The organism is Streptomyces hebeiensis (assembly GCF_052983195.1).
On sequence record NZ_CM129812.1, the window covers coordinates 358,710 to 377,315 of the forward strand.

Annotated in this window: 5 protein-coding genes; 4 read left to right on the top strand and 1 reads right to left on the bottom strand. The window is 70.1% G+C overall.

Going from position 1 to position 18,606, the window contains the following annotated elements; translation table 11 throughout:
- Positions 1-402: 402 nt before the first annotated feature.
- Complete coding sequence (locus ACU6P3_RS01540; protein WP_447195549.1) at positions 403-1,470, top strand: glycoside hydrolase family 43 protein; 1,068 nt, start codon at positions 403-405, stop codon at positions 1,468-1,470.
- Positions 1,471-1,697: 227 nt separating this feature from the next.
- Entirely contained in the window at positions 1,698-3,143 is a 1,446-nt protein-coding gene (locus tag ACU6P3_RS01545) for a glyceraldehyde-3-phosphate dehydrogenase (RefSeq protein WP_447195550.1), read from the top strand.
- A 146-nt stretch (positions 3,144-3,289) separates the two neighbouring features.
- On the opposite strand, the gene ACU6P3_RS01550 is transcribed toward ACU6P3_RS01545, so the two are convergent.
- Positions 3,290-4,357 (bottom strand): aminotransferase class V-fold PLP-dependent enzyme, encoded by a 1,068-nt coding sequence (locus ACU6P3_RS01550; protein WP_447198175.1) that lies wholly within the window; start codon positions 4,355-4,357, stop codon positions 3,290-3,292.
- A gap of 334 nt (positions 4,358-4,691) precedes the next feature.
- Between ACU6P3_RS01550 and ACU6P3_RS01555 the strand changes: the two genes are divergently transcribed.
- Positions 4,692-4,868, top strand: coding sequence for a hypothetical protein (locus ACU6P3_RS01555; RefSeq protein WP_447195551.1), 177 nt, complete (start codon positions 4,692-4,694; stop codon positions 4,866-4,868).
- 55 nt (positions 4,869-4,923) lie between these two features.
- Complete coding sequence (locus tag ACU6P3_RS01560; RefSeq protein ID WP_447195552.1) at positions 4,924-18,540, top strand: hypothetical protein; 13,617 nt, start codon at positions 4,924-4,926, stop codon at positions 18,538-18,540.
- The last annotated feature ends 66 nt before the right edge of the window (positions 18,541-18,606 follow it).

Genomic DNA, 18,606 nt, shown 5'->3' on the forward strand with positions numbered 1-18,606 from the left:
CTCGGGTGGCGCGGCCCGTAGGCCGGCCGGGCGGGACGGCGGATGTGATGGCACCGAACTCCGCGACGCGCTTCTCGCCGTGGACTGCCCGCGCCGGAAGAACGCAGAGGCTGTCAAGCAGCCAGCTGTCCCGGGCGTCGCGGTCGACGTCGTCGGCCGGCGTTTCCCTCTTGACGGTTCAAGATCCCGCTCCTACGTTGCGAAAGCGCTTTCCGCGTTGGCTCAGCACCGCTCGGAGACACGGCCGCGTTCGGACGCCGTAAAGGTCACGCGGCCCTGGGGCCGCTCACGGCCCACGGCATTCACGCGGTCGGTTTCCTCGAAGCGCAGCTGTACGGATCCACCGGCCCCACCAGAACCCCGGAACCCCCGGAACCACCAATCGATGAAGGATGTGCCTCAGTGACCCGTTCCAGATGCGTGTCCGCGCTCGTCGCCGTGCTCACCATGGTGATCACCCTGCTGGGCGCGCCGTCCGCCGCCCCCGCTGTCGCCGTCGCCTCGACCGGAGTGAGCCAGAACGCCACCTTCACCAACCCGATCTCCCAGCGCGGGCCCGATCCCTGGCTCACCTACTACAACGGGTACTACTACCTCGCGACCACGACCTGGAACTCGACGATCACCATGCGCAAGGCCAGTACCCTGGCGGGGCTCGCCACCGCCCCCGAGCGGGTCGTCTTCAACCTCACCCGACCCAACGGGGCCGGCACGATGTGGGCCCCGGAGTTCCACCTGCTCGACGGCCCCAACGGCAAGCGCTGGTACTTCTACTACACGGCCGGACGGCAGCCGTACGACCTCAACACCCAGCGGATCCATGTGCTCGAGAGCGCCGGAACGGACCCGATGGGTCCCTACAGCTTCAAGGCCGACCTGCTCGACCCGGCTTCGGACAACACCTGGGAACTGGACCCGGGCATCCTGAACCTGGGCGGCAGGCTCTACCTCCTCGGCACCTACTACAACGGCTCGCAGCCGATGTTCATCCGCCCACTGTCGAACCCGTGGACCGCCAGTGGCACCCGTCGCGTCCTGTCCACCCCGACCTACGGCTGGGAGACGGTGGGCGGCGCGGTCAACGAGGGCGCCGAGGTGCTCCAGCGCAACGGCAAGACCTTCATCGTCTACTCCGCCAGCCACTGCTCCACTCCCGATTACAAGCTGGGGATGCTCACCTACAACGGTGGCGATCCGCTCAACGCCTCCTCGTGGGTCAAGTCACCGAGCCCGGTCTTTCAGCGGTCCAACGCCAACGGGGTGTACGGCCCCGGTCACAACGGCTTCTTCAAGTCGCCCGACGGAACCGAGGACTGGATCGTCTACCACGCCAACAGCTCGGCCGGCGGCGGCTGTGACATGAACCGGAGCACCCGGGCGCAGAAGTTCACCTGGAACGCGGACGGCACACCGAACTTCGGCACCCCGGTCGCCCTCGGCACCCCGCTGACCGCGCCCTCCGGAGAGTAATCGGACCGAACGCCGCCCGACGCCGTGGTCACCGCTGACCACGGCATCCGAGGTGTCCTCTGTTGCGAACAGCGCGTGGCACGGCCCGACATCGCGATCCGAATCCCCAGAGGGCCTTCGCGGGCGGCGGCTTCCCGCCGCTGGCCCATAGCCCGGTGGCACCGCCCCGAGGAGCCGGACAGCAGAGAGGTACCATATGAGCGCCACCTAGCTCGAAAGAGAAGCCTGTGACTGTCAACGAGGATTCGTTCACCAACTGGAAGTACCGCGAGGAGATCGCGGAGTCGATGATCCCGATCATCGGAAAGCTGCACCGGGAGCGGGACGTCACGGTCCTGCTGCACAGCCGGTCCCTGGTGAACACGTCGGTGGTGAGCATCCTCAAGACGCACCGGTTCGCCCGGCAGATCGCCGGTGAGGAGCTCTCGGTCACCGAGACGCTGCCGTTCCTGACGGCTCTCACCACGCTCGATCTCGGTCCGTCCCAGATCGACATCGGCATGCTCGCCGCGACGTACCGGGCCGACGACCGCGGCCTCACGGTGGAGGAGTTCACCGCTGAGGCCGTCGCCGGCGCCACGGGTGCCGACAAGATCGAGCGCCGCAGGCCGCGCGACGTGGTCCTCTACGGGTTCGGCCGCATCGGCCGCCTCCTCGCCCGTCTGCTCATCGAGAAGGCCGGGTCCGGCAACGGCCTGCGGCTGCGCGCCATCGTCGTCCGCAAGGGCGCCGGTCAGGACATCGTCAAGCGCGCCTCATTGCTGCGCCGTGACTCCATCCACGGGCAGTTCCAGGGCACGATCACCGTCGACGAGGCGAACAGCGAGATCGTCGCCAACGGCAACCGGATCAAGGTGATCTACTCCGACGACCCGACCTCGGTGGACTACACCGCGTACGGCATCGAGGACGCCATCCTCATCGACAACACCGGCAGGTGGCGCGACCGGGAAGGGCTGTCGAAGCACCTCCGCCCCGGAATCGCCAAGGTCGTCCTGACCGCGCCGGGCAAGGGTGACGTCCCCAACGTCGTCCACGGCGTCAACCACGACACGGTCAAGCCGGACGAGCGGATCCTGTCCTGCGCGTCCTGCACCACCAACGCGATCGTCCCGCCTCTGAAGGCGATGGCGGACGAGTACGGTGTCCTGCGCGGCCACGTGGAGACCGTCCACTCGTTCACCAACGACCAGAACCTGCTGGACAATTACCACAACTCCGACCGCCGAGGCCGCTCGGCGCCGCTCAACATGGTCATCACCGAGACCGGCGCCGCCTCGGCCGTCGCCAAGGCACTGCCCGACCTCAAGGCGAGGATCACCGGCAGCTCCATCCGCGTCCCCGTACCGGACGTCTCGATCGCGATCCTCAGTCTGCGGCTCGCCCGCGAAACCACCCGCGAGGAAGTCCTCGACCACCTCCGCGAGGTGTCGCTCACCTCTCCGCTCAAGCGTCAGATCGACTTCACCAATGCCCCCGACGCGGTATCGAGCGACTTCATCGGCTCGCGCCACGCCTCGGTCGTCGACGCCGGCGCCACCAAGATCGACGGGGACAACGCGATCCTCTACCTCTGGTACGACAACGAGTTCGGCTACTCGTGCCAGGTCATCCGCGTCGTCCAGCACGTCTCCGGGGTGGAGTACCCGACCTACCCGGCCCCCGCGGTCTGAGCGGTCCGTTCGGACCGTTCGGACCGCTCGGACCGGGTGAGTCGATCCGGCATGGCCGGGCCGATCGGACCGATCACGCCGGATCGGGCCGACGGCCGCGGTCGCCATCGGAGCCACGGAGGTTTCCCGACGCACGGGCGGCGGCATCAGCGCGCCGCACGTGCGACCGCGCCGATGACCTCGACCGCCAGGTCGAGTTCGGCCTCGGTGTTGTAGTAGTGCGGCGACAGCCGCACCAGGGGATGCACGCCCCGGTGTTCGGTGTCGAACTGCGTCTGCTCGGGGAAGGTCGTGGTGACATTGACGCCCTGCCGTGCGAGCGCCGCGGCGACCTCCGAGGTGGGGACGGCCGCGACCTTGGCGGTCACGATGGCGCACCGGGTGCTGCCGAGGTCATGGGTGGTGACGCCCGGCAGGGCGTCCAGGCGGTCACGCAGATACGCGCCCAGAGCCGTGGCGCGCTGTCCGATCTCGTCCAGGCCCAGGGCGAGCGCCTGCCGCACGGCCGCGTCCAGGCCCAGGACGCCCGAGTAGCTCATCTCCCAGGTCCCGAAGCGGCGGGCGCCGTCGTGCCAGGTGAAGCCGCGCTCGCCGTCCCAGGTGGCCGCGCCGATCTCGGTGACGAACGGATCCAGGTGTTCCAGTGCCTCGGAACGCACCCACAAGAAGCCCGTGCCGCGCGGGCCGCGCAGGAACTTGCGGCCCGTCGCGGTGAGCATGTCGCAGCCGATCTCGGTGACATCGACGGGGAACTGGCCCACGGACTGCGTGGCATCCAGGAGGAAGGGCACACCTGCCGCGCGGGTGATCCGACCGATATCGACCGCCGGGTTGACCAGGCCGCCGCTGGTGGGAACGTGGCTGACGCCGACGAGCTTGGTTCGTTCGTCGATCAGATCGGCCAGGGCCGCTGTGTCGAGCTGCCCTGACGCGTCGTCGGGAACGACGACAACCTCGGCGCCGGTGCGCTGCGCGACCTGGAGATAGGCCAGCACGTTGCTGCCGTACTCGGCCCGTCCGGTCAGGATGCGGTCGCCCGGCGCGAAGGTCATCGAGTAGAAGGCGGCGTTCCAGGCGTGGGTCGAGTTGTCGAACAGGGCGATCTCGTCGGACCGCCCGCCGACCAGCCGGGCGATGTTCGCGTACGTGGCGTCGATCCGCTCGCTCCCGGTCGGCGGCCTCGTAACCGCCGATGGCCGCTTCGAGTTCCAGATGCGTGGTCATGGCCTTGAGCGTCCGCCGGGACAGGAGCCCCGCTCCCGCGTTGTTGAGGTGCACCCGGTCGGCCGTGCCTGGAGTGTCCTCGCGCAGCGCGTCGATGTCCATACGTGTGATATCCCCTCTGTGGGAAAGCTCTCCGCCGCACGCTCTCAAACCCCGGCCGTTCAGTAAACCGGCTCGCGCGCCCCGTCGGCCTCGTCGCCGGGGAGACGTTCCCAGAAGTGTCCGGCCGCAGTGGACAGGCAGATCCTACGCGCCCTCGCGCGGGCGGAACTTCGCGGTGCACTTCAGGTAATGCGGAACCGTCCCCAAGATTAACTCTTTTCCATGATCATCCCAAAGCGCCCGGACGGCGAGGGAGCGGGGCGGCAAACCGTTGAATCTCCGACCGTGGTTTCTCTAGGCTCCATTACGTCGAACTCAGATGACGGCTCGGCCGGTTCGGGGAAACAGGCCGATGACACGTATGTGATGGCCGGCGAAAAAGGTGACGGGGAATTCTGACGTCACTCGTATCGGCGGGACGGACGGGTTTTCCGACGAAGGCGGGAAGAGCTAGGTGGAGGAGATCGACTTTCCGCCGGACGTCCGGACGATGCTCTGGATCCTGCTGGGCGAAATGCCTTTGCAGGCCAGGGAGAATCTGGCGTGGGAAAGTCGTAATCTCTACCTTGCCCTTCAGAGGGGTCTGATCGACCTGCGCTCTGCCGCGCGGGAGACGATTCAGATGGTGGAGGAGGCGTTGCCGCCGGAGGTGGCGCAGCCGTACATCGAGAGTGTGCGGATGCTCACCGATATGCCCAACGGCGGCGACCCCGTTCAGCAGTTGTTGCTCAAGCTGGACGAAATGGCCAATGGTCAGGTCGAGTACTCCCAGAATATCCAGGGGTCGAAGTGGGAGATCATCTCCGAGATCATCTTGCTGATCGCCGAGCTGGCCATTCTCGCGGCGCTGATGGCGTTCACCGGTGGTGCGTCGGTGTCGCAGATGTTCCTGGCGAGGGCCCGGAGCAAGCTGACGATCCTGATGATCGTCGACCGGCTGGTGCGGATGTCGCACATCGCGCCGACCCTCGGGGAGGCGATCCAGGAGGCCATGCAGACGCTGGCGGTCCGGCTGGCGCAGATGGGTCTGAACACCGGTGGCCGCAGGCCCGGCGGGGTGGACTGGTTCGACGTCGGGGTCGCGGCGGCGTTCGGTGCGCTCACCGCCGGCTTCATGGAGTTCCTCGAGAAGATCCTGAAGCCGATCAAGAACTTCTTCAAGGACATCCTCGGGGATGTGTTCGACAAGTTCAAGATCAACCGGGACAGCCTGCTGTTCAAGGGGCTGGTGAACGGTCCGCCGGTGGTCGTCACGGCCTTCGTGGTCGGGGGTACCGCGGAGAGCGCGGCCGAGGTCATCATCAACGGGGCCTTCTACGACAAGTGGGAGTTCAAGTGGGAGACCTTCGTCGGGTCCGGTACCAGCACCGTGTTCGACCTGGGTGCGGGTCTGGCCATCGGCGCCGGGGCCATCCAGATCTACAACAACTACTTCAACGACAAGAACAAGTTCACCGACTACAACAAGCTTCCCGGTCCCAACGACCCGCTGGGCACCGGGGACTCGAAGCCGCCGGTGTCCGAGAAGCCGTACGTGAGCCCGGGCGGTGCGGACGCCAAGGGCACGACGGTGAAGAGCGACCTGTTCACGCCCGGTCCGGCCCCCCTTCCGAACACGACCGTCTCGTCCGATCTCCCGGACGGGATCGGCAGCGGCCTCAACACGCCCCCGCCGCCCCCGTACTCGCCTCCGCCGCCGCCGTACTCGTCCCCGGACACACTGAACACACTGCCCACCGGGGGCTCCGACGCGCTGTCCGGGCCCACCGACTTCAGCCCGCGGACGCCGGGCGGCACGAACAGCCTCAACAGTGCGAACAACCTCAACAGCACGAACGACTTCAACAGCACGAACAACCTCAACAGCACGAGTGGGTCGCAGGTCCCCTATCTGCCGCCGCCCACCTCGTCGCCGACCTCGCCGCCCACGCTGCCGTTCTCGTCGCAGTCCGACACCGCACCGCTGACGTCCGGACCGGCCTCCGCACGCAACGCCGGGCCCTCGTCCAGTTCGAACGCCGACTTCACACCCGACTTCACACCCGACTTCACGCCGGATGTGACGCCGGACCTGAGCAGCACGGACGGTCTCAGCGGTACGGGCCTGAAGACCGGCCTCGACGACGACGCGTCGATCGGTCAGGACGGGACACGCGAGGTCCGGAACGATTCCACCGATCAGGAGGACCTGCCAGGGCGCGGCACGTCCGGCCGGAACGCGAACGCACAGCCGGGCCTGGAGGACGGCCCCAACCAGCAGGTCGGCGACGCCCCGCCGGTGTCCGAGGCCGAATCCGGCTCCGTCGCGCCGCCGGCACCCATCAGCACCTCGACCGGCCCGAACGCCGCGGCGCCCGCACCCGGGACACAGGGCACACCGCCCGGTGCGCCGCAGGGGACGTCCGGCACGGGGAACCAGTCGCAGCAGTCCTCGCGGACCGACCTGAACGACCCGGGCGACCGGACCGACCTGACCGACCGCAACGATCCGACCGACCTGCCGGACCGGCAGACGGACCAGGACCGGGACGAGGACGGTCAGCAAGAGCTGACCGACGGTACGGAGCGGTCGCTCACCCCGCCGCCCCCGGGCGTCACGGACGACACCGTCACGAACACCGGCACGACCGCACCCGACGGCGTACCGGCCCCGTCAACACCGCCCCCGGGACTGCGCACGTCCTCCGACGCCCCGCAGCTGGACGGGATACCCGCGCCGCCCACGCCCCCGCAGCCGCCTCACGCCGGCCTGACCGGCGGCACGGACATGACCGTCCCCGACAGCGGCACACCGACCGGTGACAGTGACGCCATAACCGGTGATGTCGGACCAACGCCCGATACCGATACCGATACCGATGGGGAAGCGCCTGCCGCGCGGACACCGGAGCCCGCCGTGCCCGTCGCCGATCCGGTACGGCCCGAGCAGTGGCGGGACGGCCGCCACGACGCACCGGCCGTCCCGCTGCGGACCGAACGGTTCGACCCGGCCCTGGACCCCGGCCAGAACCCGCCGGGGCCCGGACTGCTCGACGGCAGGGACACCCTCGTCCGGATGTGGGTCCAGCGGATCCAGGCCGACGACGGCCGCTGGGTGCGAAGCGTATCCCTGCACCTGCCGGTCCGGTTCGGCGAGGGCTTCGACCCCGCCGGCCTCACCGCGTACCAGGAACGGATCAACGGCCTCCTCACCACGCACATCAACAACGGACTGCTGCTTCCCGAGTCGGGCGATCAGCTTCACCTCGACCTCACGCTCACTTCCGCGCCCGACCACCCCGAGGCCATCGAACTGAGCCGAACGCCCTGGCCGGACGACTCCGACCAGCTGCATCTGCGCCTCCACACCGACGACACGTCCCTCTCGCCCGAGGCCCGCGACGAGCGGCGGGAACGCGACGACGCGACCGCCCTGCACGAACTGATGCACTACGCGGGCGTACCCGACCGGGGCCGGTCGGCCAAGGCGCTCTTCCGTCGGCTGGTGCGGCAGAGCGACAGCTATGGCCTCATGGCCGACCACAGCCGACTGCCCGACCCGGCAGGGGCCGCCGTTCCCCTCCACTACCTGCGCACCGTCGAGAGTGTCATCGACACCGGCGCCGTCCTCCGCGACCACCCGCTCTCCGCACGTGGCACCCGGCCTCCCAGCGGCATCGACGACCCCGCACGAGCGCCGCGGATGCTGGCCCCCGCCGACGGCCCACCGGTCCACCCGCCCTCCCAGGCCGCAACACCGGCCCCCGCACCGCAGCACGACCACGACCACGACCACGACCACGACGACGTCAGGCCTCCGACTCCGCATGTGTCCGTCGTGTCCACCGATCCGTTCACGCCCTCCCAGGAGCCGAAAGGGCAGAACCGGCAGGAGCCGACCCCGCGCACCGACCGACAGACGGCCCCGCCGACCGACCAGCAGACCGACACGGAGACCGAAGAGCCGATCACGGCTCTGGTTCCGGCGGTCACCACCGGGCCGCCCGCTCCCGCCGTCGTCACCCCGTCCACGAACACCTCACCGCCCAAGGCTCCCGGCACCGCCAAGAGATGGATCACGGATCTGCTCGCCGCGAGCCATCCACCGGAGGTGGACCGTGACATGCCGCCTCCGTCCCGAGAACGCCGCAGCCCGGCGCAGTTCGAGGACGGCCACAGCATTCCGGCGTACCTCGACGACCTTCAGGCGCTCCTGCCGGACAGCCTGACCGACGCCGAGCGCGCTCAACTCCTGGCGACTCCCGCTACCTTCGGCCAGAGCAACGTCCACCTGCGCGGCATCGATCAGGTCGTGGAGGTGATCGAGAACGAGCTGGGGCGCAGACCCGGCGCGAAGCCCGGCAAGGGTGCCGCTCAACTGCTGACCGACATCCGTCAGACGCTCCGGGACAAGCCCAAGACGTTCACCGACGGCGGGCGCCCGTTCCCGTACGTCAACGCGGACGGAAACGTCCGGGTTCTCCATATCACCACCCGTCACTACGGCACGTGGAGTTCCTTCAAGGACACTTTCGGCCATCCCGCGAAGATCGACAGCATGCACCGGGCCTCCGCCACGTTCGGCCTGGTGAAGAACATGCAGGCGAACTCGCAGTGGGGGCTGGGCGGCCCGATCGGTCCCGCCGGCACCACCATGTTCGGTGGATTCGGGCGCCTCGCCGTCCGGTTCGGTTTCATCAACAAGGTCGGCTACACGCTGACGGACCAGCGCATGAACCAGATGGAGACCCGTACCCTCGACGGCTCCCAGGCGTATCTGGACAGCGTGTACTACGAGGTACGGGTCACCGACGCCGCCGGACACATCGTCACCGGCAAGCAGGCGCTCTTCGGCCTTGCCGTTCGCCACGGGCTGCTGGTGCGCCTCCCCGACAGTGTGACGAAGCTGCCGACGCCGAGCCGGATCCCGCGGTCGATGACGCTGGACCGTGACGCGCAGTACCGCTTCGTCCGTATCGAGGGATTCGGCCCCGTCGCGGCGATCCGGGACTGGGCCGCCGCGCGGATCGGTGCCCTGCCGGGCAGCTCCGCCTACCACGAACTGGACACGTTCTTCTCAGGCGACAGCTTCCAACGGCACGGCGGCACGATGGCACGCGGCCGGATCACCACCCCGCCGCTGTTCGCCGACGACAAACGGAAGTCACCGCTCGGCGTCTTCGTCGTGGAGGAGGTGATCCCGCGCGCGGCGGTCCTGTTCGGCGAGACGGACAAAGCCGAGATGCGGGACATCAACACCTCCACCATTCGCAGCGAGCGGAACCGGGCGGAGGGGAAGAGCCTGACGGTGCAGGCGGCCGGCGGACCCGCCTTCAATTTCGCCGATCCCCTGGGCGAAGCGTTCGACCTGCGGTTGCAGGCCGGCCCGACCGGCCAGTACACATACGCGACGACTCGTTCGACCGGCCTCGGCGGCGCCGGGACCACCAAGTCGGCGGGCCATGTGAAGGGCCCCAGAACCGCCCTCTACGTGGTCGTGAAATCGGTGTACGTACGACGGAGCGGGGACGGCGGCCCGCCACGGCAGTTCCTCACCTGGAGCCTGGACCGGATGACCAGCGCCGAGGCGCGGCGACTGGCCGGCTGGGACGACGGCACGCGGCTCGCCCTGCGCCACGGCGGGCCGCCGCGCGTCCCCGCCTACCTGACCGTGGACCGGCCCCGCACCCTGGGCATGCACCGGGTGAAGGAGTTCACCTTCCCCGACGGGCGGCGCACCGACGCCCCGCCGACGGCGACGGACGCGGTCGGCCGTACGCTGCTGGACGCGTTCGCCGACCGGGTGGTGGCCGCCGTCGCCGCGCGCCGCCAGGGCCTGGTGGCACCGCTGGACCAACTCCTGCCGCCGAACCCGCCCAAGGGCTGGCGCGCCCGCTTCAACGACCTGCTCGAACACAATCCGGGCGCTTTGCTCAAGGCGGCGCGCAGCCGGCCGACGCCCCCGCAGTGGTCCGACCCCGCGAAGTACCGGACGGCGCTCCAGAACACCCTGCAGATCCTCGGTGTGCTGTCCCAGCAGAACGTCACGGCGAGCCTGGAGGCGCTGACCACGATCGGCCTCCGTATCCGTCTCGTCGACCCGGACACGGTCGGGCAGACGTACTACTACGTCTGGGTGCACGGCGAGCTGACCGGGCGGAGCTACGAGGGCAGGGACATCGACGAGGGGATGCGTTTCAGCGCCCAGGGCATCGACCGGCTGGACGGTCAGGTGAGCGCGAAGCGCGGCATGGAGATCGGTTTCGAAGGCACACTGTCGGGCCGTGACAACGACGTCGACAGCGCCGACATGCGGAAGAACACGCTCGGGCTGACGTTGGGAGCGCGCAAGGGGTGGCAGCGGGAGGCGGAGAGTGCGTTCGGCTCGACCGTCGGCAACGAGCCCATGTCGGTGACCACGAAGCCCATGGACCTGTACCGCTTCAACATCGCGCTCACGGCGGTCCTGGGCGGCTACTGGCGGCCCCGTGGCCTCGTCCGTGGTCTGGGCCTCGGACTGCCGGGCCTGCTGGTGCTCGACGAGCCGGTCAATGTGCTCTTCGGCCGGTCGGCGAGGGGCTTCCAGCAGGGCGGCGGCCCGGTGACCGGACAGGTACTGATCAGCGTTCCCAGCCAGCACGCTCCCGCCGTCGACCCGCACGCGGACGGGGCGCTCAATCCGTACACGGCCGTCGAACCGGCTCCCGTCCCCATGGCACCGGAACGCGCCCTCGCGCTGGCCAAGGGTGACCTGGTTCTGCCCGACGGGGCCGACGGCGGGAGCGGCGGCCGGCTGGCCGACCGTGGGTCCGCGCTGTTCCGGGAGCTGCGCAAGCACCCGTTCGTGATCGTGAGCATGGTGCTCTCGCCCACACTGCTCGCCGGCGTCGACCGGGTCCTCTCGGAGGCGTCGGGCGGCGCCTGGCAACTCATGAAGGAGGGCGCGCCCACCCGTGACGCGGTCGTCCGCACCTTCACCCCCCAGTATCTGACGGCGAGCTTCGACCAGAGTTCGGGCCCCCTGGGGCTGGCGAGCAGCGGGCTGCTGGGCAAGGGTCCCGCCGGCGAGTTGTGGGGCACCTTCCGCTACGCGACGACCGTGGCCGGCCTGCGTGCCCTCACCCCGTCGATGTCGATGGACACCGAGATGACGCTCGGCGCGACCAGACAGGCGGGCGGCAAGGCGAGCAACAGCACTGTTTTCGTCTTCGGCGGCCAGTTGGTGTACGCCGCTCCCCGGCACCCCGGGCACGGTGTCATGGGCACCTACGGACTCGTCGCCAACCCGGTCTCCCTCTCGAACGGACGGAGCCGCAGCGTCGTCCGGACCGTCGTCGCCGACATGAACCGCAAGGGGTTCACCAACCAGGTGCTGGTGGCCGGGAACGTGGACCACTGGCTGGCGATGGTGACGAGCCGGCTCGGTATGGGCCGGATCGGAACCACGACGGCGGCGAGCTCACTCGTCCCACGGCTGCTCGCCGGAACGGCCGGGCTCACCGTGACAACACCGGGCGGCCTGCTGGGGCATCTCCCCGAGAAGAACGCGCACCGGCTGGGACTGCTGGACGACGGGCTGGGCGAGGTCCCCCGGTACGCGCGGCAGGCGTGGGCGCCACAGCCGTGGATGCGCGGTACCTCGTTCGGCACGTACGCGGTGAACGCGCTGGATCCCACGCGGGCGTTGACCGCGTTCGAGGAGCGGATCCGCAAACTGGGGCTGGACGAGGCGAGCCGGGAGCGGGTCCGGCAGTTGGTGTCGGGCCGGGCCACCCGGGCCCTGAAGGGCGAGATGACGACCACCGCTCCCGCGACGCCGGTCTCGGTCGGCGCCTGGGGCTGGGGCGGGATGTGGATCGGTGGCCGGTGGGTGCGGGCTCGGGTCGAACTGGTCCCCGGTACGCCCCGTTTCGAAGGTCTCGATCACAGTGTCGAGCTGGAGGAGAACCGCCGGGCCATGGAAACCGTCCAGGAGGGCTCGGACTCCTCGTCCGGGGCGGACGTCGGTTTCCTCACCAGTCAGATAGTGTACACCGGCGATCCGGACGTGGTGGGAGCCGGGCCCACCTACAGCGAGGGCGGCTCCCACAAGAAGACGGTCACGTCGGGCCACACGACCACGTCGATCACCATCTACCGGGCAGCGTCCACAGAACCGTACGCGGAGGTGGTCACCCCCTACCGGATGCGCATCACGCTGGAGGCGGACGACACTCCGGACGCGTCCGGCCCGGCGGGGCGGCGGGCGAAGCCGGGAGAGGGAACGGCCACGGCGTTCGACCGCTTCCGGGGCAGGCAGCGGATCGTCGAGGAGCACGACGTGGGCGAGTTGCACGAGCACGTGCCGCTGAGCCTCATGGAACCGGTGATGCCCGCGCCGGAGTCCGGGTCCGAGGCCGCGCTGCCCCCGTTGCCGGCGCCGGATCCGGCAGCCGACCCTGCTCTGTCCAGGGCCCCTCGGCCCGCGCCCCTCCCGGCGGCCGACAGGACGGTCCTGGTCCGGTACGGCGACGGTGTCGAGCGGCCGTTCACGTTCCCCGAGAACGGCATCCACCCCAAGGCGATCGTCGGAATCGAGAACATCCGGGCCGCGAACGACCTCCTCCTCACACGGGCCTACGACGCCGGCTTCTCGATCGAGGCGCTGGGGGCCGAGGACGGACCCGACACCGCCGTCCTGACCGAACTGCTGCGCCGGACCAGGCGGACCGGGCTGACACGGGTGGGCAGCGGCCCGGCGCAGGCACTGGAGGACGGCACCGGCTACATGGCGCTCACCGCGTTCTTCCCCCGCACCCTGGAGACGGACGGCTACCAGGTGGCGGGGCTGACCGAGAAGCACCTGATGTTCACCACCGATGCCGGCGAGCTGACCCTGCGTTCCACGCCCGACTTCAGCCGTGCGGTGCTGCTGACCGTCGGTGACGGCAACAAGCTCGAGGTGCTCAGACGGCACGGCGAGAACGCGAGCACCTCATCGTCGGACGAGCACTCCCAGTCCTCGTCCTTCGGCGGCGGATTCCTGTACAACTCCCCCGACCAGGCGGGCCTCAACCAGGTGGGGGTCTCCGGGCCGGGGCCCAACGACCTGGACGGCGACGGGATCCCGGTCGGCGACGACCATCTGACGTCCCGCAACCTCAAGCCGAACACCGGGCGGTCGTTCCTGTTCGCGGTCCCCACCACGTGGCTCAGCACCGGAGCCGTGCACCGTGGACTGGTGGACTCGAAGGCGGTGGACAAGGTCGGCGGTACGTTCGGCCGCGCGCGGCCGGGGCCGCAGGCGATGACCTCCGAGGCATACGTCGTCGCCTGGATACGGGAGGACATCGCCCGCGAACTGATGCTGATCAGCGACACCAGTTTCCCCGCGCACGTCGGCAAGGCGTGGGACGCGGTCAAGAAGGTCAGCGCGGACTGGGTGGCGGCGGACCAGGCGTACTGGAAGAAGCGCCGCGAGGGCACGGCGCTCCGGGACGAGCGGACCGCTGCCCTGGTCGAGTTGGACCGGGCGAACGAGGGGGTACAGACCGCGCGACGGACCCTCGATACCGCGCGGGCGCAGGTCGAGGCGGCCATGGCGACGGCGCCCGCCGCTCCGTCGGCCGATCCGGGTGTGATCAACGCCAGGGCGCGGGAGGCGGCGGCGGTCGAGGGGCTGGCCGGAGCCCGGCGCGCGGTCGACAGCGCGAAACAGCGGGTGGCGGACGCGACCAGGGCCTTCGAGAAGGCGGGCGAGAAGCTGCGCGGGGAGCTGGTGCCGCTGCTGGACGCGGCGAACGGTCTGGCGGCCGAGTACCACCGGCTGCGCCACGCCGCCGACCAGCTCACCCGCTGGCACCAGCTGATGGCCACGGAGGAGGGCCGCAAGATACTCGGCGGCCGCGCCGAGCCCCCGGCGGTGACGTACGAGCCGGTCAAGAAACCCGAGAAGGCGGTCCCGCCCCGCTACACGCGGTCCGGCGAGGGAGCGGACGCCCGCCTGACCGCGCCGGTCGTCGAGGAGAGCGCGGCCGGGAACTCGGGGCTGAGGGCCTTCGCGCGTACGGAGCCGGCGGAATACTCGCTCCACGATGTGCCCAGGGACGGCGACGCGTTCTTCCACGCGCTGCTGGACGGGCTGGAGCGGGCCGGGCGGGGCGATCTGCTCACGGCGGCCGGCATCGACCCGTCCGGGGCGCGGGACGCGGCGGTGGCACGGCTGCGGGACGTGCTGGCGGCACGGCTGAGCGACCCGGCCGAGAGCGGTCTGAGCGGCTTCGTGACGGTGGACGGCACGGACACCTTCACCCCGGCCGAGGTGGCCGGAGCGGGGCTGCTGCTCGGTGAGAACACGGCGGCGCGCAGGGAGTTCGACGCGCTGGGTGTGATCCCGCACGCCGTGGACCTGAGCGATGACGCCCGGACCCGGCTGGCGGCTGCCCAGCTCGGACGCGCGGGTGGGGCGGCAGGGGAAGCGGGCTGGAACAACTCGGCGACGGACCTGTTGCCGGGGCTGGCCGCCCGGGCGTTCGGCGTGCGGGTCACCGTCGTGCGGGCGGACGGGAGCTTCCAGGACTTCGCGCCGCCCGCCGGCTCCGGCCGGAACGCCGGGACGCTGGAGACGGACCTCGGCGTCGAGCCGAGCCCCGCGCCCCCGCATGTCGTGCTGAGCCTGACGGACAAACACTTCCAGCTCGCGCTCCCGGTCACGGACACGGACACGGACACGACGGTTCCGGACAGCGCGACGCCGCCCGAGGGGCCGGACACTGACCCCCAGGACGGTGCCGACACGGATGTGTCCGGATCCGGGGCCGGGCCGGGGCGTGGACGGCGGGTACCGGTTCCGTTGGACGGGGAATGCGTCCTGTCCTCGTTCATGGCGAGTGCTCCACTGCACATCCGTGACCGCCTGCCGGATCTCTCCGAGAGACACCCCGCCGCGTACGCGTGGCTCTCCGTGCCGGAGGCCGTGCACGACGACCTGCGGCGGCGCACCGGGCATCCCCTGCCCACCGATCAGTCTCCCGTCGTGGCCGAGGTCATGCGCGCACACGTACTGGACCACCTCCGGCGGGCGGAGGAGAGCGGTACGGGGCTGGACCGTATGACCCGGCTGCAGTTCCGGGGACACCGGGCGGGGAACCTGTCACGCCGGTTCGACGCACTGGACCGTGACCAGCTTCTCGCCCAACTCGCCCATCACGGTGTCACGGCCGTCACGCTCGAAGCCCTCGGCGACGCCACGCTGCGGATGGCCTACGTGAACGCCCGTACCGCGCATCCCGAGGACGGGATGAGCGACGCGGACATCCGGACCGTCGCCAGTACGGCGGAGAGCCGTGACCTGTTCACCTACCTCGACGATCGCGGTCTGCTGCCGCCGGTGACCTCCCTCGGGACCACCGGGCTGCGCACCCTGCTCGAGCGGTCCTACCCGGTCAGCGACGCGCCTCTGGAGGGCGACGAGTACGCGGCGCTGCGCCGGACCGTGGCGGACTGGTCCAGCCACTGGAACTCCCCGGAGGGCGAGATCCTGGTACCTCTGCTGGCCCAGGCCCTCGACCTGCGGGTGGACGTCCTGGTCGGCGGTGACGGACCCGGCACCCGGCTGCTCACCACCGTGGGGCCGGAGACGGCCCCACGACGGACCGAGATCTACTACTCGGGCAACAACCACTACGACGGCAGCGATGCCACTCCCATCGACCGGGAACGGGATTTCGGGGCGACGGTCGCCCCCAAGCGGGTCAAGGACGAGGAGCAGGACGACGCCGGGGACATCCGGCTCAATCCGTTGTGGGTGCCGCTGGACGAGTTCAACGCGGAGGTCCTGACCCGGAGCCGGGACGGTGTGTGGCTGTACACGGTCACAGCGGACGGACGGGTGGTCCTGGGCAGTGAGCAGCCGTCCGCGCTGATCGAGCAGGAGCAGTTCGACCGGCTGCTGGCCGGTATGCGGGAGAAGGATCCGGGGCTGACCGCGGAGGCGCTGCGCGACAGCCTGGACGGGCTCGGGCACACGGGTGTCGCCGCCGCGTTCGGCGAAGCGAGCGGCCGTACGGCAGCGGGTATGGCCCGGGTGTCGGGCGAGTTCCGGTGGGACAAGGAGCTCAACGCGTGGACGGTGAACGACAAGTCCGGCCGCTACATGAGCGACAAAGTCCGGCCGGACGTGGACCCCGAGCAGGCCACCGCCTGGCTGGAGAACGTGGCGAAGCTCTTCGCCGAACGGCTGGGGGCCACGGTCGTGGCCAACCCGGTCAAGACCAAGGCCGCCCTGCCGGCGCCGCCAGCCCCGGCGCCGGCCCCGACCTCGAGCACAGAGACCCAGGATCACAACGGGACCAAGAGGCAGACCCAAGACCCGGGTCAGCCCCGGGAACAGCCTGCCGAGACGGTGATCGCCACTCCGCCCGCCCCGGTCGGCACCACCACCGCCCCCGGCCCGACGACTCCCCCGGCCGAAGCCACGGCCGACGCCACGACCGGACCCACGGCCGAGTCCACCGCGGACGCCGCGATCGCCGGCGCACGCGTCGATCACGAGGAGGCGCTCACCGCCTTCGGCCGAGCCGCGCGGACCGTCGCCCTTCTCAATCAGCGCGTGGAGGCGGGCGAGGGGAGCCATGAGGACGTCCTGCTGCTCCACGACGCGTGGGAAGAGGCCGGGCAGGCACAGCGGCGACTCGACGACGCCCTGGACCGGCTGCGCGGTCTCGACGCCGGTGCCGCCGACGCCGCGGTGGCGTCGATCGTCCCGCGTGTTGACCGTACGGATGCCGAACGAGGACTCACCGCCGCCTTGGTCTCAGCCGACGACCTGCCCGACGACCCGCCGCGCCTCGCGCCCGACGACATCATCACCACGGCCCAAGTGGACGCCGCCGAGGTCACGTTGCGTGAGGGGCCCGCGCTCCAGGCCGCTCTCAACGGTTCCCTCCCCGTACGGGACAGCAGGCTCGACCCCGCCGACCACGTACGACTGCTGATGGTCCGGCCCGGTCCCTGGGACGACACACTCGACTCCATCGCGGCACATGCCTCACGCCGTACCTGGCGCTCCGCCCACGACGACTTCGCACTCGCCACGGCCCGGGCCTCCGAAGTGCCGGCGGACACCGACCCGGACGACGTGTGGTGGCGGGCGGTGTCGCTGGTCCTGCCCCCGCAACTCCACCCCGTCCTCGTGGACTCGCGGTACGCGGGTGCGGCGTTCCGCGACGCGGTACGGCAGGTCGCGGAACACCTCGCCGTACACGGGCAGGACGCGGTCTCCGGCATCGACCTGGCGAACCGGCTACGGCATGGGCTGGGCATTCCGCCGTTCCCCGGCGGCACCGCCGGACCGACCGCGACGGACAGCTCCGCCGGAAACGAGCCGGAGACGCCCCCCACGTCGAACGTGGGCTCGGCCCCGGCCCCGGGGCTGGAGCCGGAGCCGGAGCCGGAGCCGAGCGAGAGTCGCACGGCGGAACCGGTCGACGTGGAATCGACGGACGGAGAATTCGACCGGGCCGCTCTGCGGATGGACGCGGCGACTTTCACTCAGCTGCTCGTCACCGCGCTGGGCCGGCATGCTCCCGAGCTGCTGGCCGCGGGCCCCGGAGCCGCCACGCCCGAAGCGCTCGTCACCTGGCTGGACGCCACGCTGACGAAATGCGTGTCCGACGGTGGAACCGCGGTCCCCGGTACGGGACCTCTCTTGCCGGCACACGAAAAAATCCCTGTGACCACACTCACGTCAGTACACGTGGAGCTGACGTCGGACCAATACCTTCAGGCGGTACTGCAAGGTGATCAGCTGTCGGTGGGGGACGCCGGCCTGACGCGCACGCAGCAATTCCGTCTGCTGCTCACAGGACTGGGCGACAGCGACACGACGAATGCCGGATTCATCGAGACGTTGGCGGAATTCACGGCGCGCCAACTCGCCTGTCGCCTCCTGCTGTTGGACTCCGCGGGCCACCACCTCGCCCTCGGCCCGGCCGACGGGCCGATCGTGTCGCTCGATCTTCGCGGCACTCACCCCACGCCATACGCTCCCCCACCGTATGCCGATGTGAGCGGGCCGGTGTTGCTGACGCTCGAGCCGGGCAGTCCCTCGTGACTACCTCGGCATCCCCTGTCCGGGCCGAGGGAGGGGCCGAGGGCGAGAGGGAGCCGAGCGAGGGGC